At 43.8% G+C, this 21,861-nt stretch carries 17 protein-coding genes and 1 tRNA gene; 11 read left to right on the top strand and 7 right to left on the bottom strand.

All coding sequences use genetic code 11. The annotated features are described in order from the left end of the window. The first annotated feature begins 126 nt into the window (after positions 1-126). The 3 genes from CC97_RS14825 to CC97_RS14815 all read left to right on the top strand — a co-directional run bounded on the left by CC97_RS14825 (position 127) and on the right by CC97_RS14815 (position 3,577). Positions 127-1,536 (top strand): glycine--tRNA ligase, encoded by a 1,410-nt coding sequence (locus tag CC97_RS14825; protein WP_044975841.1) that lies wholly within the window; start codon positions 127-129, stop codon positions 1,534-1,536. A gap of 261 nt (positions 1,537-1,797) precedes the next feature. After that, a complete protein-coding gene (gene rpsT / locus CC97_RS14820) occupies positions 1,798-2,052 on the top strand; it encodes a 30S ribosomal protein S20 (RefSeq protein WP_044975839.1) in 255 nt (84 codons plus the stop codon). Between the two features lie 316 nt (positions 2,053-2,368). Next, on the top strand, positions 2,369-3,577 hold the full coding sequence (locus CC97_RS14815) for a cation:proton antiporter (RefSeq protein WP_044975838.1): 1,209 nt from the start codon (positions 2,369-2,371) through the stop codon (positions 3,575-3,577). A gap of 167 nt (positions 3,578-3,744) precedes the next feature. Here the strand turns inward: CC97_RS14815 and CC97_RS14810 are convergent, their stop codons facing one another. Together CC97_RS14810 and CC97_RS14805 are read right to left on the bottom strand one after the other, a co-directional pair. Continuing rightward, complete coding sequence (locus CC97_RS14810; RefSeq protein ID WP_044975836.1) at positions 3,745-4,455, bottom strand: YgjP-like metallopeptidase domain-containing protein; 711 nt, start codon at positions 4,453-4,455, stop codon at positions 3,745-3,747. 152 nt (positions 4,456-4,607) lie between these two features. After that, complete coding sequence (locus CC97_RS14805; RefSeq protein WP_044975834.1) at positions 4,608-6,263, bottom strand: SulP family inorganic anion transporter; 1,656 nt, start codon at positions 6,261-6,263, stop codon at positions 4,608-4,610. 536 nt (positions 6,264-6,799) lie between these two features. On the opposite strand from CC97_RS14805, the gene CC97_RS14800 reads away from it, so the two are divergent. Next, complete coding sequence (locus CC97_RS14800; RefSeq protein ID WP_044975832.1) at positions 6,800-8,470, top strand: bifunctional diguanylate cyclase/phosphodiesterase; 1,671 nt, start codon at positions 6,800-6,802, stop codon at positions 8,468-8,470. Between the two features lie 132 nt (positions 8,471-8,602). Here the strand turns inward: CC97_RS14800 and pckA are convergent, their stop codons facing one another. The 3 genes from pckA to ispD all read right to left on the bottom strand — a co-directional run bounded on the left by pckA (position 8,603) and on the right by ispD (position 11,610). Beyond that, entirely contained in the window at positions 8,603-10,207 is a 1,605-nt protein-coding gene (pckA, locus tag CC97_RS14795) for a phosphoenolpyruvate carboxykinase (ATP) (RefSeq protein WP_044975830.1), read from the bottom strand. Positions 10,208-10,446: 239 nt separating this feature from the next. Beyond that, positions 10,447-10,923, bottom strand: coding sequence for a 2-C-methyl-D-erythritol 2,4-cyclodiphosphate synthase (gene ispF, locus CC97_RS14790; RefSeq protein ID WP_044975828.1), 477 nt, complete (start codon positions 10,921-10,923; stop codon positions 10,447-10,449). Next, positions 10,924-11,610: a 2-C-methyl-D-erythritol 4-phosphate cytidylyltransferase gene (ispD, locus tag CC97_RS14785; protein ID WP_049962943.1), complete on the bottom strand. Its 687-nt coding sequence runs from the start codon at positions 11,608-11,610 to the stop codon at positions 10,924-10,926. 328 nt (positions 11,611-11,938) lie between these two features. Here ispD and CC97_RS14780 point away from each other — a divergent pair. From CC97_RS14780 to CC97_RS14765, 4 genes are all read left to right on the top strand, one after another. Beyond that, a tRNA-Gln gene (locus tag CC97_RS14780) sits at positions 11,939-12,010 on the top strand. 582 nt (positions 12,011-12,592) lie between these two features. Then, positions 12,593-13,066 (top strand): small multi-drug export protein, encoded by a 474-nt coding sequence (locus tag CC97_RS14775; protein WP_044975826.1) that lies wholly within the window; start codon positions 12,593-12,595, stop codon positions 13,064-13,066. Positions 13,067-13,188: 122 nt separating this feature from the next. Further along, a complete protein-coding gene (locus tag CC97_RS14770) occupies positions 13,189-13,557 on the top strand; it encodes a hypothetical protein (protein ID WP_044975824.1) in 369 nt (122 codons plus the stop codon). After that, positions 13,554-14,459 carry a hypothetical protein gene (locus tag CC97_RS14765; protein WP_044975821.1) on the top strand — a complete coding sequence of 302 codons (906 nt, stop codon included), beginning with the start codon at positions 13,554-13,556 and terminating at the stop codon, positions 14,457-14,459. Before CC97_RS14770 ends, CC97_RS14765 begins: the two co-directional genes overlap by 4 nt. A gap of 178 nt (positions 14,460-14,637) precedes the next feature. Here the strand turns inward: CC97_RS14765 and CC97_RS14760 are convergent, their stop codons facing one another. Next, on the bottom strand, positions 14,638-16,044 hold the full coding sequence (locus CC97_RS14760; protein ID WP_044975819.1) for a trypsin-like peptidase domain-containing protein: 1,407 nt from the start codon (positions 16,042-16,044) through the stop codon (positions 14,638-14,640). Positions 16,045-16,408: 364 nt separating this feature from the next. Between CC97_RS14760 and CC97_RS14755 the strand changes: the two genes are divergently transcribed. The 3 genes from CC97_RS14755 to CC97_RS14745 all read left to right on the top strand — a co-directional run bounded on the left by CC97_RS14755 (position 16,409) and on the right by CC97_RS14745 (position 20,594). Continuing rightward, positions 16,409-17,959, top strand: coding sequence for a dockerin type I repeat-containing protein (locus tag CC97_RS14755; RefSeq protein WP_044975817.1), 1,551 nt, complete (start codon positions 16,409-16,411; stop codon positions 17,957-17,959). A 186-nt stretch (positions 17,960-18,145) separates the two neighbouring features. Beyond that, positions 18,146-19,123 carry a hypothetical protein gene (locus CC97_RS14750; RefSeq protein ID WP_044975815.1) on the top strand — a complete coding sequence of 326 codons (978 nt, stop codon included), beginning with the start codon at positions 18,146-18,148 and terminating at the stop codon, positions 19,121-19,123. Positions 19,124-19,262: 139 nt separating this feature from the next. Next, entirely contained in the window at positions 19,263-20,594 is a 1,332-nt protein-coding gene (locus CC97_RS14745) for an HD domain-containing protein (RefSeq protein WP_044975813.1), read from the top strand. Between the two features lie 141 nt (positions 20,595-20,735). Here CC97_RS14745 and CC97_RS14740 read toward each other — a convergent pair whose 3' ends face one another. After that, positions 20,736-21,731, bottom strand: a complete 996-nt coding sequence (locus tag CC97_RS14740; RefSeq protein ID WP_044975812.1) for a LacI family DNA-binding transcriptional regulator — start codon at positions 21,729-21,731, stop codon at positions 20,736-20,738. Between the last annotated feature and the right edge of the window lie 130 nt (positions 21,732-21,861).

Here is a 21,861-nt window from a genome sequence, read left to right as displayed (position 1 = left end):
GCCTCATCTTTCTGACGGTAATTCCGCGATAAGATGAGGCAAATTTTATGCTTTCAACACTTGACAATATGCGATATTTATTTTACAATATAATTTGACAACTTCATTAAAGGACGGTTTTTATATATGTTAAAAAATGCAGATAAAACTATGGATAAAATCGTAGACCTCTGTAAGGCAAAGGGCTTTGTTTACCCTGGTTCCGAGATCTACGGCGGCCTTGCTAACACATGGGACTACGGCCCGCTCGGTATGCAGCTCAAGAACAACATCAAGGCTGCGTGGCTCAAGAAATTCGTTCAGGAAAACAAGTACAACGTTGGCCTTGACAGTGCCATCCTCATGAATCCGCAGACATGGGTAGCTTCAGGTCATATCGGCGGCTTCTCTGATCCTCTTATGGACTGTAAGGAATGTAAGACAAGACACAGAGCTGACAACCTCATCGAAAACTTCGACGGTACAAATCCTAGCGGCTGGACAAATGAACAGATGCTCGCATACATCAAGGAAAAGGGTATCTGCTGTCCTGAATGCGGCAAGCAGAACTTCTCTGACATCAGACAGTTCAACCTCATGTTCAAGACATTCCAGGGTGTAACAGAAGACTCAAAGTCAGAGATCTACTTAAGACCTGAAACAGCTCAGGGTATATTCGTAAACTTCGCAAACATTCAGCGTACAACAAGAAAGAAAGTACCTTTCGGTGTAGCTCAGGTAGGTAAGTCATTCAGAAACGAGATCACACCTGGTAAGTTCATCTTCCGTGTACGTGAATTCGAACAGATGGAACTTGAATTCTTCTGCAAGCCGGGCACAGACCTTGAATGGTTCTCATACTGGAGAACATTCTGCAAGGACTTCCTCTTAAGCCTCGGCCTCAAGGAAGAAAACTTAAGACTCCGTGACCACGATCCGGAAGAACTCTGCTTCTACTCAAAGGCTACAACAGACTTCGAATACATGTTCCCTTCATTCGGATGGGGCGAACTCTGGGGCGTTGCCGACAGAACAGACTACGACCTCACACAGCACATCAAGACAAGCGGCAAGTCACTTGAATACTTCGATCCTGAAACAAATGAAAAGTACATTCCTTACGTTATCGAGCCTTCACTCGGCGTAGAAAGACTCTTCCTCTCAATTCTTTCAGAAGCTTACGACGAAGAGGAACTCGTTTCAACAGACAAGAACGGCAACGAAAAGAAGGACGTAAGAACAGTTCTTCACTTTCACCCTGCTCTTGCACCGTTCAAGTGTGCAGTACTTCCGCTCGTAAAGAAGCTTTCACCACAGGCTGAAGAACTCTACACAATGCTTTCAAAGCACTTCATGGTAGACTTCGACGAAGCAGGTACAATAGGCAAGCGTTACAGAAGACAGGATGAGATCGGTACACCGTTCTGTATCACATACGACTTCGACACCATCGAAAAGGACAACTGCGTAACAGTTCGTGACCGTGATACAATGGAACAGGAAAGAATCAACATCAACGACCTCGTTGCTTACCTCGAAAAGAAAATGGAATTTTAATTTCAAGGCAGCACCGGCTTCGCCGGCGCTGCCTTTTAAAAATAGTGAAACTATATAAAACAAGCCCTTTATTTTTTCGATAATATTTGAATTTTAACTATTGCTTTTTACCGCTCAAAATGGTAAAATTATATTTAGACTGATTGCATGGTCGTTCCATGAATCGTTTTTTATTACATTAAAATTCAAAGCAGTGTCCGTGTCTGCTGCTTTTGTTTTATGTTCGTTATATTAACAATTATTTTTCGGAGGTACATTACTATGCCAAATATTAAATCTGCAATGAAGAGAGTTAAGGTTAACAAGGTTAAGGCCGCTAACAACAAGGCTACAAGATCTAACCTCAAGACAATGCTCAAGAAGGCTGACGCAGCAGTTGCTGAAAACGCTTCAGACAAGGAAGCAGCAATCAGACTCGCAATCAAGAAGGTTGACCAGGCTGCAGCTAAGGGTCTCATCCACAAGAACAAGGCTGCCAGAAAGAAGTCACAGCTCGCTAAGAAGCTCAACGGCTAATTAAAAAAGTTAATTTAATAATATAAAGAGTGTCTTTTTTAAGGCACTCTTTTTTATGCCTGGCCGAATAATAAGACTCTTTTTATGATTTTCCACAATTCAGGTTCAATAAATTTATGAAACAGTTATAAAACGCTGATTTTTTCTGTCAGTATTGACTTTCAAATCCCAAAGTAATATAATTTACATTGGACTCTGATCAGTACTTTTATAAGTTACGCAAGCTTTTCGGGGGGTGGGCTTTCCAGACGAGTGCTTCCAGATGTTCAGATAAAATCCAATAATAGTTTTACAAAGTCTGAAAGGAATGTTTTGAATGGATTATATTTTATTCATCGCCCTCATCCTTATGTCAACCAAGGTTCTGGGACTCATGACAAAGAAGATTCATCTTCCTCAGGTAGTCGGAGCACTCATTGCCGGTCTTGTTCTCGGACCTGGTCTTGGTCTTGTTCATGAAACAGAGTTTATCAAAAATATTTCCGAGATCGGCGTTATCGTACTCATGTTTTCCGCCGGTCTTGAAACAGATATAAAGGAACTTAAAAAATGCGGTCTCGCTTCATTCGTTATCGCACTCATCGGTGTTATAGTTCCTCTTGCCGGAGGATTCGGTGTTGCTCACTTCTTCAATAACGGTGAAACCACTCTGCCGACAAGCATATTTCTCCAGAACATTTTCATCGGTGTAATACTTACCGCCACATCGGTCAGCATTACAGTCGAGACACTCAAGGAACTCGGCAAGCTTTCATCCAACGCCGGAAATGCGATAATCGGTGCCGCACTCATGGATGATATTCTCGGTATTATCGCTCTTACCGTAATAACCAGTATCGCAGACCCGAATGCTCCGGGAATCGGAACTGTACTTCTCAAGATCCTCGGTTTCTTCGTATTCGGTGGCGTTTTCGGTGTCGTATTCCACATTCTCTTCGTAAGATGGACCGACAAAACCACTGCCAAGCTCCACCGCTACAACGTAATGAGCTTCGCGTTCTGTCTCCTCTTCGCTTACGTAGCTGAAGAACTCTTCGGTGTTGCAGATATCACGGGCGCATTCCTCGCAGGTATCCTCATCTCAACAAGTACGAAGATCAAATACATCTCATCCAGATTTGAAACTCTTTCATACATGCTTCTTTCACCGGTATTCTTCGCAAGCATCGGTATCAACGTAAAGCTTTCGAAGGGCGACATGAATTCAACGATCATCAGCTTCTCGCTCCTCCTCCTTGTAGTAGCAATAATTACAAAGATCATCGGATGCGGCCTCGGTGCAAAGCTCTGCAAGTACACAACAAAGGAAAGCCTGCAGATCGGTATAGGAATGGTTTCACGAGGCGAAGTTGCTCTTATCGTAGCGAACAAGGGACAGGCTGTAGGTCTTATGGATGACAGATACTTCGGTCCTATAGTAATCGTAGTCGTTATTACAACGATAATAACTCCTATCCTTCTTAAAATAGTCTTCGCCGACAAGAACGAAAACGACAGCGTTCCGGTCGAAAAAGCTGCTAACTGATGTAATAACCAAAACATAAATATAAAAAAGCAAACCGGTCATCCGTGTAAATCATACGGATGACCGGTTTGTGTATATACTGTATTAACTTTTTCTGATTGAGCATTCATCAGATCGGAAATCCGGCTTACCCGGATATCCCGGATGCGCCTTATCAGTACCGTAAGTCACATCTGGCTTATTATCTTCGCTGCTTTCTTAAGTTCTTCCTTACGCTTCCTGTGGTCGGGCATTATTCCGGCCATAAAATTATAGAAAGACGGTGAATGATCCTGGTGGATGAAGTGGCTGTATTCGTGGCAGAAGACGAATTCAATGAGCCTTTCATCGTACTTGATAAGCTCCCGGTTGATACTCATGCGGTATTTATGCGGGTTGCAGCTTCCCCAGCGCGACTTCATCTTCTTGAAGGAGTAGTCCGGTTCGTGGGGTACGTAGTTTTTGAAACGTTCGTACATAAGGTGGCCGTATTCCGGCAGCACTCGTCTGCACTGGTGGTCGTACCAGGCGTTTATAATAGCTGCAGTGCTGCTTCCTGCACTGTAAACGATGAGGTCATTGCCGTCTATCGTGACCATATTCGACGCCGCCTTCTCAACCTTCACTGTAAGCGGCTTTCCCAGCAGATAAATGACACTTCCGTCCTCTACCTTAACAGGTACCCTTTCAGCCTCATAGGTAACAAAGCGGTCAAGCATTCTAAGTACTTCGGCTTCCCTTCTTCTGAATAATTCATCGACCGATTCCGGAGAGACTCTCTTATTAGCTGAAACGTGGATAACTCCGCCCGGCTTTACGCGTATGTTAATGTTTTTAACATTCTTGAACTCCAGTTCGTATTCGATTTCCCTGCCTGAAAGTAATATTTTTCTCATCATGTAAATAAATCTCCTATTCACCTCAAATGGATTATATACCATATTATACTATAATTCCAACTGTTTTTCAATAGCAGAACAGAAAAAAACTTCCACAAACATCCCAAAGGGTTTTTGTGGAAGTTTTTGCATTGTTACCAATAAAAACTACATTATGCAGCCTGCTCGTCGAGATAAGCAAGTGCCTGAACAGCGTCCCAGAAAATTCTGTCTTCGCCGACCTTTTCAATAAATCCGGCACGTTCAAGTGTACCGCGTACACGTGGCTGAACGCCGCTGAAAAGGATGTTTACACCGTTCTTTGTATAAGTATCGAATATTTCTTCAAGCTCTGCAATAGCCGAGTCATCGATCGTAGGCACACCACGCATCGAGAACACGATAGCCTTTGAGTTTTCGAGCTGTGAAAGGCATTCTGTAAGCTTATCCTGTGTACCGAAGAACATAGGACCTGCAAGGTAAACAAGCTTTGTGTGCTTGAGAGGGCTTACAAGTTCGTGTCCTGCATCCGCAAGTCTCTTCTTGTCAACGTTGCTGATGTCGATACGAAGCTCACAGTTCTTGAGGATGAAGATGAGCATTGAAAGTATGATACCGATCGCAATAGCCTTTGTAAGGTCGAAAACAACTGTTGCGAGCATTGTTATGATGTACTGAAGTGCTGAATTCTTGAGTTTCTTACTGAAAATGTTCTTGATAGCCGGCCATTCGTTCATTCTCCATGCTGTTACCATGAGAACACCTGCAAGAGCTGCAAGCGGGATCTGTGACATTACAGGTCCGAGAATAAGCATTGAAGCAATGAGTGTGAGTGAATGGAATACGCTTACGAGTCTTGTATTTCCGCCTGACTTGATGGCAACGCTTGTACGTGCGATAGCTGCTGTAGCAGGAACACCGCCGAAGAACGGGATGAGCATGTTGCCGACACCCTGAGCGATAAGTTCACGCTGTGCATCGATCTTTTCGTTCTTCATCTTGCCGGCAGAAGCACCGCAGAGAAGGCTTTCGATCATGCCGAGAGCAGCTACTGAAACTGCAGGTGAAAGATAAGTATCCTTGAATGCCTTAAGATCAGAGAAGTTTGATGCGATGGATGCTGGATCAAGTCTTGTATCGAGCATAAGAGACTTAGGAATGTCGCCTACCTGCTTAACGTCAAACTTAAAGATGAGTTCAACAACAAGCGCCACTATGATGGAAGCAAGTGAAGCCGGGAACTTTGCATTAAGCTTCTTAGGGTAAATGATCATAAGAAGAACGACAAGTGCACCGAACATTACTGTGTAAAGATCAGGCTTAAAGCCGAGTCTTCCGTATGAAATGAGCTTTTCAATGGCACTTGAACCTTCGGAATGTGTACCGAAGAAATTGTCGATCTGTCCGAGTGCGATAATTACTGCGATACCGGAAGTAAATCCTGTAATGACCGGTGCAGGAATGTAGGAAACGAGCTTGCCGATCTTTAAAAGAGCCGCAAGAATGAGAATGATACCTGAAAGGAATCCGGCAAAGAGTACACCTTCAACGCCGTTCTTGGCAGATAGTGAAAGAAGAATAGCTGCCATGGCACCTGTAGGGCCTGAAATCTGGTACGAAGCACCGCCGAGCAGACCGATAACGATACCGGCAATAATGGCAGTAACGAGACCTGAAGCCGCATCAGCACCGGAGCTTACACCGAACGCAAGCGCAAGAGGAAGAGCGACAGCTGCAACCGTAAGACCCGACATGAGGTCAGCGGACAGCTTTTTTCCGTTGTAACCTGAAAACTCTTTTTTCAGGTCAGAGAAATACTTTTTCAGCATTTGATACATCCTTTTCTGTAGAATCCCGGAAACGCTGTTTCGTTTCAGGATCCGAATCTACGGATCACAGCACCATGATTTTCCGGAGTTTTACCCCGGCCTGTGCACTGGTCTGAAAATTAAGCAGCGTTTCCTTATAAACGAAAAACGTTTCATACTGATATCACTGTCTGCAGTTCTTCAGTCCTCAAAAATTCCCCCTTATCTCCTGTTCAGGAGCGGGGGATCGAACGCTGAGTGCCGCTGTCAGTGATAACAGACAACCTTTGATATTATACCACTTAATATAGTAGGTTTCAATGATAAGAGTAAACAAATTTTTTATGCACAGAAAATATGATTAACTGCAATTTGCCATAAAACAATGCACTGAACAGCCATGTCTTTGCTAAGTTATTACAAAATCAAGGTTTTTATTGATTTTTCTTCATGTTTGGGTTATAATTAATTATTGTATAGGGCACTTGGACCAAAGCACGGGGTTACATTCATTAATCAGGTAATTATTTATTATTCATAAAAGGAGTTCTGATTTTTTGGAAAACGGAAACAAGCGAAAATTCGGCAGTACACTTCTCATCATCTCTCTGCTGATTGCTTATCTTTGCCTGTATCTGCTTATTTCGGTCGCAAATATGGATAAAGCACCTGTAAAGCTGCCTTACTCCGAAGACCACTTCTTTATAGCAAGTTTCAAAGGTGTGGTCACTTCGCTCCAGATGCTGATATGCATAATTCTGGCAAGTATGCGTCAGAGATCAGCAAGGTTATTTGCCTATCTGATTCCTGCTTTTACACTCTTAACATCCGCACTGCATATGTTAAGAACAAACAATCGTGAAATAATCCCAGGTCTTACTACAATGTGCGTGTGTCTGATCGCAGTCATTACAATCCACAATCAGATAAGAAAACGCGAAAAAGAAGCGCTTACTGACTATCTGACCGGTCTTAACAACAGGCGCAGTATTACTATGCTGCTTGAAAGAATGACCCACGCAGGAAAACCTTTTGGTGTACTTTACATCGATCTTGACGATTTTAAGTCTGTAAACGATAACTACGGACACAAAGTCGGAGATGAAGTAATACGCATAAGCGCTGAAAGAATCCGTAAAATAATCAGCATCCGTGACATGCTCAGCAGAATAGGCGGAGATGAATTCATACTGATCATAAGCGGAGTGAACAGGATAAATGAAATAGCTTCAGCCATTTCAGAATCTTTAAAGCAGCCTATCCCTGTTGAAGAAACAGGTTCCCAGATATATGTTACTGCAAGTATCGGTATCTCCAAGTATCCTGACCACGCCAAGGATCCGTCAGAGCTTATAAGATGCTCGGATATGGCACTTTACAACGTAAAGGCGTCCGGTAAAAACGGAGTCAGGGTTTTTGAGGCACAGTTCAGGGAAACAATGAAAAAGAACGCCTACATCGAATCACTGGCCAAGAAATATCTGGACAACAAAAGCTTCACATTTGCTTATCAGCCGCAGTACCACACCGATTCCAAAACACTGCGCGGATTTGAAACACTCATAAGAATCAGCGCAGATGAGCAGGAAACAGTTCCTATCCAGGATCTGATCGATGTTGCCGAACGTTCGGATATAATTTTCCAGATAGACAGCTATGTACTGAAATACGCTCTCGCCGAATTCAAAGAAACTGCTTTAAAGCGTCCGGAACTTATACTTTCAGTAAATGCTTCGGCAAAGCATTTTTCAAGAAACGGATTTGTCGAACTCGTTGAAAAGGCTCTTGATGAAACAGGCTTCCCGCCTTCATGTCTTGAAATAGAAATAACAGAGTACTGTCTCGCCGGTTCAATGAACATGACAATAGACAACATGAACCGTCTCAGAGCCAAAGGCATAAAGATCGCCCTTGACGACTTCGGAACCGGATACGCTTCACTTTCAAATCTTTCAAAGCTCCCGGTTAATCTTCTTAAGATCGACAAGAGCTTCATTGAAGATCTGGCAGTTCAGAACAACGCAGAGGAAGGAAGCGCCGAAGCATTTATCTCCGCTATCATTTCAATGGGACACACGCTCGGTCTCGAAGTTATTTCAGAAGGCGTCGAAGCACAGAACCAGCTCGACATTCTCAAAGAGAAAAAATGCGACCTCGTCCAGGGCTTCATCTGGGGCACACCGCTCGAGATCAGCGAAGTGCACAGGTTATGTGATAAAACAGAATAAAGCATTGAAGGGCTGCGAACGCAGCCCTTTTTCGATAGTACCGGCCGGTACATAACACAAAACGGCGATCCCGAAGGACCGCCGTTAATCGTATGTGCGCGATGCACACTATATTTTGCTTTAAGCTTTAAATCAAGCCTTAGGACCAGCAGCAACGAGAGCCTTACCAGCTTCGTTTGTTGTGTACTTAACAAAGTTCTTGTTGAATCTTTCAGCAAGATCCTTAGCCTTCTTTTCCCATTCAGAAGCATCAGCGTATGTATCTCTTGGGTCGAGGATGTTCTTGTCAACGCCTGGGAGTTCTGTTGGAACTTCGAAGTCGAACATAGGGATCTTCTTTGTAGGAGCCTTGTTGATGTCACCGCTGAGGATAGCGTCGATGATACCACGTGTATCCTTGATAGTGATTCTCTTGCCTGTGCCGTTCCAGCCTGTGTTTACGAGGTAAGCCTTAGCGCCGCTCTTCTGCATCTTCTTAACGAGCTCTTCAGCATACTTTGTTGGGTGGAGTTCGAGGAATGCCTGACCGAAGCAAGCTGAGAATGTAGGAGTTGGTTCTGTGATACCACGTTCTGTACCAGCGAGCTTAGCTGTGAAGCCTGAGAGGAAGTAGTACTGTGTCTGTTCCGGTGTGAGGATAGATACTGGAGGGAGTACACCGAAAGCATCAGCTGAGAGGAAGATTACATTGTTAGCTGCAGGAGCTGCAGAGATTGGCTTAACAATGTTGTTGATGTGGCTGATCGGGTAAGATACACGAGTGTTTTCTGTAACGCTCTTGTCGTCGAAGTCGATCTTGCCGTCCTTGTCTACTGTTACGTTTTCGAGAAGAGCATTTCTCTTGATAGCGTTGTAGATGTCAGGTTCAGATTCCTTGTCGAGGCCGATAACCTTAGCATAGCAGCCGCCTTCGAAGTTGAATACGCCGTTGTCGTCCCAGCCGTGTTCGTCATCGCCGATGAGGAGTCTCTTAGGATCTGTAGAAAGTGTTGTCTTACCTGTACCTGAAAGGCCGAAGAATACTGCTGTGTTCTTGCCTTCCATATCTGTGTTAGCTGAGCAGTGCATTGAAGCGATGCCCTTGAGCGGGAGGTAGTAGTTCATCATTGAGAACATACCCTTCTTCATTTCACCGCCGTACCATGTATTGATGATAACCTGTTCCTTGCTTGTGATGTTGAAAGCTACACATGTTTCAGAGTTGAGTCCGAGTTCCTTGAAGTTTTCAACCTTAGCCTTTGAAGCGTTGTATACTACGAAGTCAGGTTCAAAGTTCTTGAGTTCTTCTTCTGTAGGAACGATGAACATGTTCTTAACAAAGTGAGCCTGCCAAGCAACTTCAACGATGAAACGAACAGCCATTCTTGTGTCCTTGTTTGCACCGCAGAAAGCATCAACAACGAAGAGTCTCTTGTTTGAGAGTTCCTTCTTTGCGATATCCTTTACAGCAGCCCATGTGCTCTCTGACATCTTGTGGTTATCGTTTGGATATTCCTTTGAATCCCACCATACTGTGTCCTTTGAGTTAGCATCTTCAACGATGTACTTGTCTTTAGGTGAACGTCCTGTATAGATACCTGTCATTACATTTACAGCGTTGAGTTCGGTATTCTGTCCAACTTCGTAACCTGTGTTGGAAGCCTTTGTTTCTTCTTCGAAAAGAACTTCGTAAGAAGGATTATAAACGATCTCCGTTGTGCCTGTGATGCCATACTTTGTTAAATCAATCTTTGACATTTTTAACGACCTCTTTCTTATTTGATAATTTTAATTTGCCATGTATACCGCCGGTGTCATATGACGATACACATCAAAATATATTATACCACAAATCATTAAAGACTGCACTATATTTTTAAAAAATTTTTTCAGATTTTCAGAAAACCGTTTCTGCGGACAAAAAAATGACATATAATTCCGTAACGCTTATCTGAAAACGTTTTTCATGTCACAGATGCTGTCTGCGGACAGACACGTCAGTCCCTGTATATCAGGCATACTGAATGTGCTGAAATGCCAAGCTTTTCTCCTGTAAATCCAAGATGTTCCTCGGTAGTTGCCTTAACATTCACAGCATCTTTTTCGCATCCGGCAGCAGCGGCAATGTTTTCACGCATAGTTTCAATGTACGGCGCAAGTTTCGGTGCCTGTGCGATCACCGTGGCATCGATGTTTCCTATTTTATAACCCTTTTCTTCAAGCAGCCGGGCAACATGTTCAAGAAGCTTTATACTGTCGGCTCCTCTGAATCTTTCATCGGTGTCCGGAAAATGCTTTCCTATATCTCCGAGTGCAGCTGCACCGAGAAGCGAATCCATTACGGCATGGACCAGCACATCTGCATCCGAGTGGCCGAGCAGACCTTTTTCATGCGGTATTTTTACGCCGCCTATAATGAGGTCTCTGCCTTCTGTAAGTTTATGAACATCATAACCGTGTCCTGTTCTGAACATTTATTTACCTCCGTTCGCACCGAGTATCGCCTCAGCAATGGCAATATCCTCAGGTGTGGTTATTTTTATGTTGGTGTAGTCACCTGTTGTCATGCAGATCTTCGCACCGACTGCTTCCGCCATCTGACAGTCATCGGTGAAGTCAAGACAGTTTCTGGCAGCAAATTCAACTCCCCTGTTATAAAGTGAGCGCATGAACACCTGCGGTGTCTGGGTAATATAGAGTGATGAACGCGGAGGTGTATCGGTGATAAGCCCGCCGTCAACGACCTTTATAGTATCCTTCACCGGCACTCCAAGCACAGCACCGCCGAAAACTCTTGCATCTTTGATAGTCTTTTCAATGTATTCCGGCTTTACAAGCGGACGGGCACCGTCATGAACAGCGATCATCCGAGTTGAATCCGAGATGGCGTGGAGCCCGTTTATAACGCTCTCCTGACGCGTACTGCCGCCCTTCACTACACAGGAAAGTTTGCTTACTCCGTATTCCGAAGCCAGTGCTTTTATCTTTTCGATTATATCTTCACGGGTGACAACGACGATTTCGGCAACGCTTCCGCACTTTTCAAACGCCAGCATTGAACGAACAATTACAGGCATTCCGCCGACTTCGGCAATCTGCTTGTCAGTTCCCTGCATCCTGGTTGAGTTACCCGCAGCTACAATTATTACTGAAGTATCCAAAAATGAACATCCCCTTTCAAAAGAGTCAGTGTGCGTCGGTGACAGCACACTATTACATTATACTATATTTCTGATGAAAAATCCACAGGAGATACCTGTAAACTGCACACGGAAAACTGATACACCGGAAACTGTGCCTAACGGTATACAGCGGTATTTCAGTGCATGAAAACCGGCTTCGCATGTTGGTTGTGCATTAAAAGTCATTCCGTTTGAGGATATCGGTGTACAGTTTTCACAAACCTCTGAATTTCAGAAAAAAAGTGTTGACTTGGGGTATGCGTTGTGATATAATTAAGAAGTCGTCAGATGACGGACATACATAAACTGGGGCGTCGCCAAGTGGTAAGGCAGTGGACTCTGACTCCACCATTCGAGGGTTCAAATCCTTCCGCCCCAACTCATTAAATAGGGGCAAGTTACTTGATGTGGCTTGCTTATTATTTTGTAAAGTTGAAAGTTTCTTATTAAATCGTGTTTTTCTCATATATTTCCTTGCAATAAACCATCGCGCATGCGATGGTTTATTGTTTTATATCATTATTCATTATGCAAATTTCCGCTAAAATATCAATATAATACAGAACACGGGCTCTCCTGCCGGCAGTTGTGAAATAAGCGCATTTTATCACATAAATCAAACGATATAAAAGCAATATCAACAAATATGAAAAATTAAACCCTTTAGTGCCTGTTTTTTGCACTGCTTCTATTGACTAAGAGACTATTAAAAGATATAATATATGTGTAGGTCGTTTTACATTCATATAACCTAACTATTTCTCGAATGAAACCAGGAAGAAATTCATGGTTTTATACTTTTTTCATTTCCCCTATATTTTCATCAAACGGTACCGCATATGCACCCCCATGCATATGCGGTACTTCGTTTAATGCGCATTTTCATTGACAACAGACCATGGGTGTACTATAATTGATTATAACGGACTATAAACGAATAATAATATTTCAGGAGGCTTCTATGAAAGAATACATACTCACATTTCTTATTTCAATGGTACCGCTCGTTGAGCTTCGTGCAGGGATACCTGCAGGTGTTGCTATGGGCGTGGACTGGAAAACCGCAATACTGTTATGCATGATTGGCAATATAGTGCCAGTTCCTTTCATCTTCTTCTTTGCACGCCGTGTACTTGAATGGGGTGCTGACAAGCCGGTGATCGGCAAGTTCTTCAGCTGGTGTCTTAAGAAAGGACATCACGGCGGTGAAAAACTCAAAGCTAAAGCTGGAAAGGGTATGTTCTGGGCACTTATGCTTTTCGTAGGCATCCCGCTTCCGGGAACAGGTGCATGGACAGGAACTCTCGCTGCAAGTCTTCTTGACCTCGACTTTAAAAAGAGCATCATCGCAATAAGCTGCGGAGTCCTTCTTGCAGCAGCAATAATCACTGTACTCACTCTGCTCGGTTTTACTGCTTTCACAGCTGTTGCCTGATACAAGGAAGCTCAGATCAGTTAAGCTGTGCTGATGTTCGCAGCGAAACTCCGCGTCCGGCAGCGGACGCTGTTACGTGATCAGATCAGTGCATCCATAAAGCATTACTAAGGAGGATGGTCATGAGAAAATATCTTACAGCATACCTTGCCTATGCTGACCGGATCCTTGCGGAAAAAGATCCGGAAAAGATCGGTGCTCTCAGGGAAGAACACTTAAAGCAGATAGCATTCATGCAGCACGAAAGGCATATGCACCTCATCGTTATGGCACTTTTCGCCCTGATGCTCTTTATTGCAATAGGTATTCTCGCCTGCACGGAGAACATCACTTATGCTGTTCTCACGGGACTTCTCCTTGTACTGCTCATTCCTTATGTTTTTCACTACTATTTTCTCGAAAACAGTGTTCAGAAAATGTACCGTCAGTATAACGAAATGACCGGCACCGGTCTTCCTGACGACTGCCGGCAGTCCGGTAACAGATCATGAAAAAATTTTCACTTTACAGGATACTTATCGCTCCGGTCATAATTTCAGCCATCATCATTTATATTGCGTTCTATTCAATAGGTGTTGTGGAAAAGCATCTTGCTTCCGACACAGCAGCCGAACATCTTTCCGCTATTATAACCGGAATCAGAGAAGACAGGAACAAATATGAACAGATGAAAGAAGAACTGTGCAGCGAATACGAACTCAGAACACAGACTCTGTCAGTGCTTGTGTCCCAGCTTCCGAAAACCTTCAGCGAGGACATGACTTCGGAAGAGCTGCGAATAGCATCCGGAGCTGACGAAATAATGATAACTGACAGAAACGGCCTCGTCATATTCAGTACCACACCGGAATCGAAAACTGAATTTGCTGATGAGCGTTTCAGAAAAGGCCTTACAGTAAAGCAGTACTGCAGCACTGTAACAGACGAAAAAGACGGACAGGTCATATTCCAGACTGCAGTTACACGCAGAAGCGGCGGCGGTCTGGTAATAGCCGTTTTTAAAAGTCCTGCTCTGAACGAACTTTCAAAATACGCTGATGCCTCACTGATGATCCGCAGAAGCCCGTCATTCGGAGACGGAACCATTGCCATGGCCGATACGGAAACCGGAAAATTCGTCGCTCACGGCAATGCGAGTCTTATTGGTTCTGACTGCATCATCCCTGCTGAAAAATTCAGAAAACAAAAGGGGTATTTCTCTTTCCGATACACACTTGAACCATCATTTGTATTTTACGAATACTTTGACGATCATACGGTGTTAATGGATATTGTTTCAAAGGAATATGTATACACCAAGCGTACGCTGGTGCTCATCTGGCTGATCGTTCTTGACTTCACAGTGATACTTACATGCTTCCTTTCAACAAGAAGCTACAGAAAAAACAACTGATACTGTTTAACAATTTTATTAAGGAAACACTGATCAAACCGGAAAAACAGCTTCGCCCCTGCCCCACGGTGATTTATGAATAAATCACCGTTTTCTTAAATGAATCCGAAAACGAAAAGCCAGCGGCAGTTAATGCATTGCCGCTGGCTTTTCATTTATATTTATGGAATCAAATTGATCACTGTCTGCTGCCTGCTTTTTCTCTTGAAGCATCCGGTTTAAGATCCTCAAGTGTAACATCAACATCGTAGTAGTTCCTGTTTCTTACAACAGTAAGCTTGATGGTGTCACCGGCATTTTTGTCCTTAAGCGCTGCTTTGAGGTCTTCGGCACAGGATACAAGTTCACCGTCAGCTCCGACGATCACATCCCCTGCCTTGATGCCTGCCTTGTCTGCTGGACCGTTTTCATTGACACTTACGACCTGCACGCCGCTTGTTCCTGATGCACCTCTGCCCTGATAAGCAGATCCGCTCTTGGAAAGATCCTTGTATGTGATACCGAGCTGAGGACGGCCTGTAACATAGCCGTGAGATGTCAGATCGTCTATGATCTTTTTGGCGTCATCTATCGGGATGGCAAAACCGAGTCCCTCGATAGTAGCTGTTGAAGATGAATATGAAGATGACAGTTTCATGGAATTGATGCCTATTACCTGGCCGTACTGGTTGATAAGCGGACCGCCTGAGTTACCGTTGTTGATGGCCGCATCGGTCTGGATAAGCTTCATTGTTGTATCGTTTACCGAGATCTCACGGTTGAGTCCTGAGATATACCCGGCTGTAAGTGTACCGAAAAGGTCGAATCCAAGAGGATTACCGATGGCAAGCGCAGGATCGCCTACTTTAAGGCTTTCCGAGCTGCCGAACTCAGCAGGAACCATTTCATCCTTGGCATCAGCCTTTAAAACCGCAAGGTCAGTCTGTCTGTCATAACCGACTATTGCTGCATCGTATTCCGTTTCGTCGGAAAGTCTGATGGTTATCTTCTTCGCAACGCCGAAGTCATCGTCACAGATAACGTGTGCGTTTGTCAGAATGTATCCGTCCTTCGACATTACGATTCCCGTACCTGTACCAGGAACATCCTGTGTAACTGTATCGGAGCTGAATCCCCAGAAGTCGAAGGTCTGGCTCTGCTGTTCGAAAACAGATGTAACACCAACAACTGACGGGAGAACTTTTCTGTATATTGCCTGTGTGGAAAGTGTATCACCCTTAGCCTGAACATTGACAAGGCTTTCGTCTGTCAGATTATTCGTCTTTTCTGCTTCCTCAGCCTTTTCCTCAGCCTCTTCGTTTTCCTCCTTTGACGGAAGCTTCCTGCTTTCAGAAAATGAAGGGCGCTTTTCCTTTGCACTGTTTTCTGATATGAACGGGATCCCGTTTTCATCAATATATTTGTAGCCTGCTATCGAACCGACTGAAACCGCCGCCATGCAGATCACGAAAAGTATTGACTTAAACACCTTTGCAGCACCGTGTTTACGCGGCTTTTCTGGTGAAGCCAAATGCTCATCGTTTGCATAAGACGAATTTTCATGATTATTTTCAGGATCGTAGCTGTAACTGTATTTGTCATCCATAGTAACATTACTCCTTTATCTTCGTTCATATTAATTATTTTAATCTTCAATGTGATAATAATATGATAACTTACAGAAATATTCATCACAGCACCGGACATATGCAGAAAAGCACCGGCAGATCCGGATGACTTGTCCCGAATAAGCGTATTCTGCGTTATTCATGAAATGTTCACAATTTATTCTTCGGAAAAAGTGTAATAAAAATGAATGAACGTTGTTATTATAGACATAAGGCGCAGACAAAGTATTCTGATTATCATTGCACATATCTGCAGTAAATGATATAATCAGAGTAACCGCTTAAACTGATGATCAGTGAAGCAGCGAAAAGCGCCGAAAAAAGAAACGGAAGGTGAAAAGTATGAAAACAGGAAAAACACTGGCTTTTGCCACGGCAGTACTTACAGCATTTACCCCTCTTTCATCGGCAGGAATTACAGCATATGACGTTCCTGCGGTATTTGCAGAGGAAAATGGTGCTGCAGTAAAACTCCCGAAGTGGGTGCCGACAGACTTTAAATCAGCACTTGAGTTCCGCAACAGATACGGTGCCACCCATATCGAAGACGGATATTTATGCGTTCTTTTCACAGAACAGATAACTGAAAAGGACGAAGAAAGATATTCCATATCTGAAAGTTCTTTTGTTGAAGACGGGGACAAGGTCACAGAAGAACACGGTGCAGTTACAACGGAACTTTACCACCATACATTCAAGTATGAAGATCCTGATATGCCGTCGCATATCCAGTTTGAAACCGCAGTTTACAAGGGCACAAAAGCCGGAAAATTCTGCGTAAGATTCTGTGACAAGACTCTTGAACTTACCGACTGCATTCAGCCGAAATACGTGTTTAACGTAAATGACAAGCTTGAGATCACCGAAACTGATCTTAACGCCTGGGTGCCTGACTGCATGACTGAATTTGAAAATTATAAAGAAAAAAACGGTGATGTTGCTGTATATGACGGCAGATATCTCACTTTCTGCATGGAAAGCAACGCAGGAACTCCTTACGGCTGGACAGACTTCGGACACAATACGGACGGCGGAATTTTAGGAAACTACGGAAGCTTTGACTGCAGTCCTGTAAGTGCCGTTCCACTCGAAGGCGGAAGAATAAACACCATAAATGTTTACTTTCCGGAGGCCGACGGCCCTGCCGCAGTATCGTGGAAACTCGCAAAAACATTCGGCGATGAAGAAGTAATCAAGACCCTCTCGGCAGACTGCGTTATAACTGACGGTGCGAGGAAAATCATACTTAATGATACCGCAGGAGATATAAACCTCGACGGAAAAACAAGTATACTCGATGCAGTCATGCTTCAAAACTGGCTTATCGGATCAGAAACATCACTTAAGGACGCAGGCGCAGCTGACTTAAACAAAGACGGCAGGATCAATATTCTCGACCTCTGCCGCATAAAGGAACTCCTTCTTCATCCTGTACTTCACGGCGATCCGAAAATCAACACTCCGGAAGGACCTGATAGTAACGCTGACCATTTCAGTGCCGAATATATCAGAACCAGCGATCTTGATGTCACATACCCGGGACACATGATAATAAAAAGTCAGAAAGAGTTTGAGGATTTTCTGAACGCACACAGCACTTTCGGTTATTCTGACAATACAAAGGAAATGTTTGCAGAAGCAAAGAAGAAATACACCGACAAATGGTTTGCTGACAACAGCCTTTTCATCATTCTTCTTGAAGAAGGCAGCGGTTCGGTAAAGCACACTGTTACAAATGTGACAAACGATGCCGTGACCATTGAACGCTACAGTCCGCTGGTCGGCACAGCTGATATGGCCTACTGGTGCATACTGGTAGAAGGCGACAAGACACTTAAATTTACCGATAATACCAAAGTTGTTATCAACCATAAAAACGAATCGATAACGTAATAACACAAAACTTCATAACACACACGAAGCCTCATCCGGTATTTTATCAGATGAGGCTTCATTTTTATACGCTGAGAACCCGTAAAATATGTATTTACAAACCGCCGTATAAATGTTATCATTTATAGTGTACTGTCATTTTAAAAGAATGCGTACATACAAGTAAAAAACGGGGATGGATCATTTATGTCTTACAAGTATATCAACGAAGATAAGTTCAAAAACAACAGGGCGAAAAATTCAAAAGTCAGTGGTATAGTCACCATGATCATCGGCGCCGTGTTCTGGTTTATCGCAATATTCCTGACCATACAGGAGCATGACAAAGGCTTCCTTATTATGTTTGGCATAATAGGTCTTTTCTTTATAATTGGCGGAATCTATATCTACAATCAGGTAAAGGTTATAGAAAAGAAACTGCGCGCTCTTGATGATCCGAACAGTAAAAGCTATAAAAAGAAGCAGGCGGAACTTGAAGAAGAAAGGCAGAGATATCTTAAGAACCCTGAAAAACATAAAAGCCTTAAGTTTATCCTCCGCTTCAGAAAAACCGTAATCAGTTTTATTTTAACGTTTATCTGTGTCGCACTGACACTGTTTTTCATGCTTATAGGAACCATATCTATAATACTTCTGATATTCGACTTCTGTCTGATCGTTTCATTTATTTACACTCTTGGCGGCGGACAGTACCGTGTGCTGATGAGCGGATATGCTGAACATGGTCTTGACAGAGATGAAGCTGAAAGCGATTTTGCAGAAAGCAGAGCCTACATGGTGTCAAACGATGTTATGTCAGTAAGCAGCCGTTTCTTTCTTTCCACTTCGGAAGCAATAATACTCTCACTTGAAGATATTGTATGGGTATACAGTTCGTTCGACATTATTGACCACTATCGCCGCGGAGGAATGTACAACTACAGCACACGCCAGTACTGCCTGATGTTCGGACTGGATAACGGAATGCTCATAAAAGCGCAGTGTCCGGAATCACTTTGTCCGCTTATCATAGACGACGTTGTCCAGAACGGCTACTCCATTACCTCCGGCTATTCCGACGAACTAATGGAGCTCTTTACCGCCGACCCGGAACATTTCAGAAACGCGGTCAAACCGACAGAAAACATCACTTACACACCTGTCGGTCCGGAGTTCAAGGCATAACTGCGAAAGCGCTGATTTATTTATAAATCAGCGTGGGACACGGGGCGAAGCCCCGTAATCTCCCCTCCCCGGCAATCCGGCAAAGCCGGATTGCTGACTTAATCAGTGTTTATCGTTTAATATATGAAAGGAAATAACTATGACAAACATACCAGAGCAGGTTCAGACTGCCCTCCGCCTCCTGACGGAAGCGGGTTTTGAAGCATATATCGTCGGCGGATGCGTGCGCGACTATCTTCTCGGACGAACACCTCATGATTACGACGTTACCACCAACGCGCTTCCGGAGCAGACGCAGTCAGTTTTCAGAGATTACAGATGTATCGATGTGGGAATACAGCACGGTACTGTAGCTGTTATCATCGATAAAATGCAGATAGAAATAACCACATACCGAATTGACGGAGAATACTCCGACAAGCGTCACCCTGAGTCAGTCACTTTTTCGACTGAACTGAAAGATGACCTTTCAAGACGCGATTTTACGGTAAACGCCCTCGCCTGCAGTGAAGACGGAACAATAGTTGACTGTTTCGGCGGCAGAGAGGATCTTGAAAACAAAGTCATACGCTGTGTAGGCGAAGCCGAAAAGCGCTTTGACGAGGACGCGCTCCGCATAATGCGTGCGGTACGTTTCGCTTCCCAGCTTGATTTCACCATAGCGGATGAGACGGAAAAGCAGATCTTCCTGTTAAAGGACACGCTTAAAATGATCTCGGCTGAAAGACTGCGTACTGAACTCGAAAAACTTCTCTGCGGAAAGTCAGTATTTAAGATACTTATGAAATACCACGAGATCCTCGAAGTATTCATTCCGGAAATAACGCCTATGATCGGTTTTGAACAGCACAGCAAATATCACGCCTACACTGTATGGGAACACACTGTAAGAGCTGTCATGAACGCGGAAAACACTGAGGAATACAGGATCACAATGCTGCTTCACGACATTGCAAAACCGGACTGTTTCCTTCTTACACCGGACGGAAGAGGCCACTTCAAAAAGCATCCGGAAAAAGGTGCAGTCAAGGCCGAAGCCATCCTGAAGCGTCTTAAGTACGACAATAAAACAATAAAAAATGTCACAACTCTTATAAAGTACCACGACTTTGAATTCAGATCACGTCAGGATGTAAAGCACGTACTTTCTGAGATTGGCCCTGAGCTTTTCTATAAACTCCTTGAAGTTCAGCGTGCCGACGGCGTTTCAAAGGACGGTGTATGTGCAAGCAGCTTAAATGATCTTGACTGGCTTCGCGAAACGGCAGATGACATACTCGCCAGAAAGGAATGCCTTACAGTAAAGGAACTCGACATAAACGGAAACCAGCTCATGAGTGAAGGCTTCACCGGCACTCAGATAGGAAAAGCTCTGAACAGTATGCTGAACGCCGTGCTTGATGACAAACTTGAAAACAAATACGAAAAGCTTCTGGAATACGCTAAAAACAGCAGCCGGAACGGAGAATAATTACAGTAAACGCAAACAGATTTTTACGTTTACTGTAAGACAAAGGGTGCACGCCCCGACATGAGGCGTGCACCCTTTTTTATTTACTGCCGGCCGTTACATAAACGACCATAGTCTGCGCATCTGCAGGCAGCATAGTTTTTATTTTCTTTCAGTAGACTGGCGGAAGATAAGTCTGTGATCAAGGAATATCCTGCCGCTGTTATTTTTGCCTGAAATGTTCTCGATAACGAGCTTCGCTACCATTTTTCCTATTTCGAAGCAAGGCTGTTCAACCGTTGAAATAGAAGGTGTATACATTTCAGCCATGCTTATATTGTCAAATCCGATAACTGAAAATTCACGTCCTATTCTGATACCAAGCTCAGTTGCTTTTTTTATGAATCCTGCCGCAAGAAGATCCGAAACGGCAAACGCAGCTGTCGGACGGTTTTCCATTCTGCTGAAGTATTCAGCAGCCTTCATTCCGCTTGTATAGTCATAAGTATCTCTGAACAGGTATCTTTCATCAAATTCAAGGCCGCAGTCCTTAAGAGCATGCATATAGCCTTCTTCACGTTCCACTGATGACGGTGAACGGACTTCAGTCGAAACCATTCCTATCTTTTTATGTCCGATGGATGCAAGATATTTTACGGCATCGTAGGCTGCCTTTTCATTGTCGATCATTACAGTAAGGATGTCAGACCCCTGACGCGGCTCACAGCAGAGCGCTATGCAGTACTGGTCAGCCAGCTCGTTAAGAGTTTTGTCGTCGAGAACAGTACCCATGAGAACCGCAGCATCGACTGTTCTGTTTCTCAGCATTCCGAGAAGTCTTTCTTCATGAGGTCCGTAACTGTTGGTCATACTCATGAAAACATCGTAGCCGTGATTCAGCGCCTCGATCTGCATTCCGTGCAGGATCTCGCTGTAGTATGTCTGCTCGGTGGAAGGAACCAGTGCAAGTATGACATTTGTCTCGCGTTTTCTCAGGTTTCGTCCGAGAAAATTCGGCTTGTAGTTAAGTTCCTTTATCGCCTTGTTTACTTTTTCAGCTGTTTCGGGTGCCACAACGGAACTGTTGTTGAGTACTCTTGAAATCGTTGCAACAGATACTCCGGCATATTTCGCAACATCTTTTATCGTAGCTTCCAAATTTCTCTCTCCATTCTTGTATATCTGTATACTTAATGCGGCCGCAAGCGCACACAAACCGTAATTATTCCTATAAATAAAACGTTTACATCAATCCATTACTATTATAACAGATTCGACAGAAAATTGC

The organism is Ruminococcus sp. HUN007 (assembly GCF_000712055.1).
Lineage (GTDB): Bacteria > Bacillota > Clostridia > Oscillospirales > Ruminococcaceae > HUN007.
The sequence above is the reverse complement of the archived record's forward strand: the minus strand, read 5'-3'. Positions and strand labels throughout refer to the sequence as shown.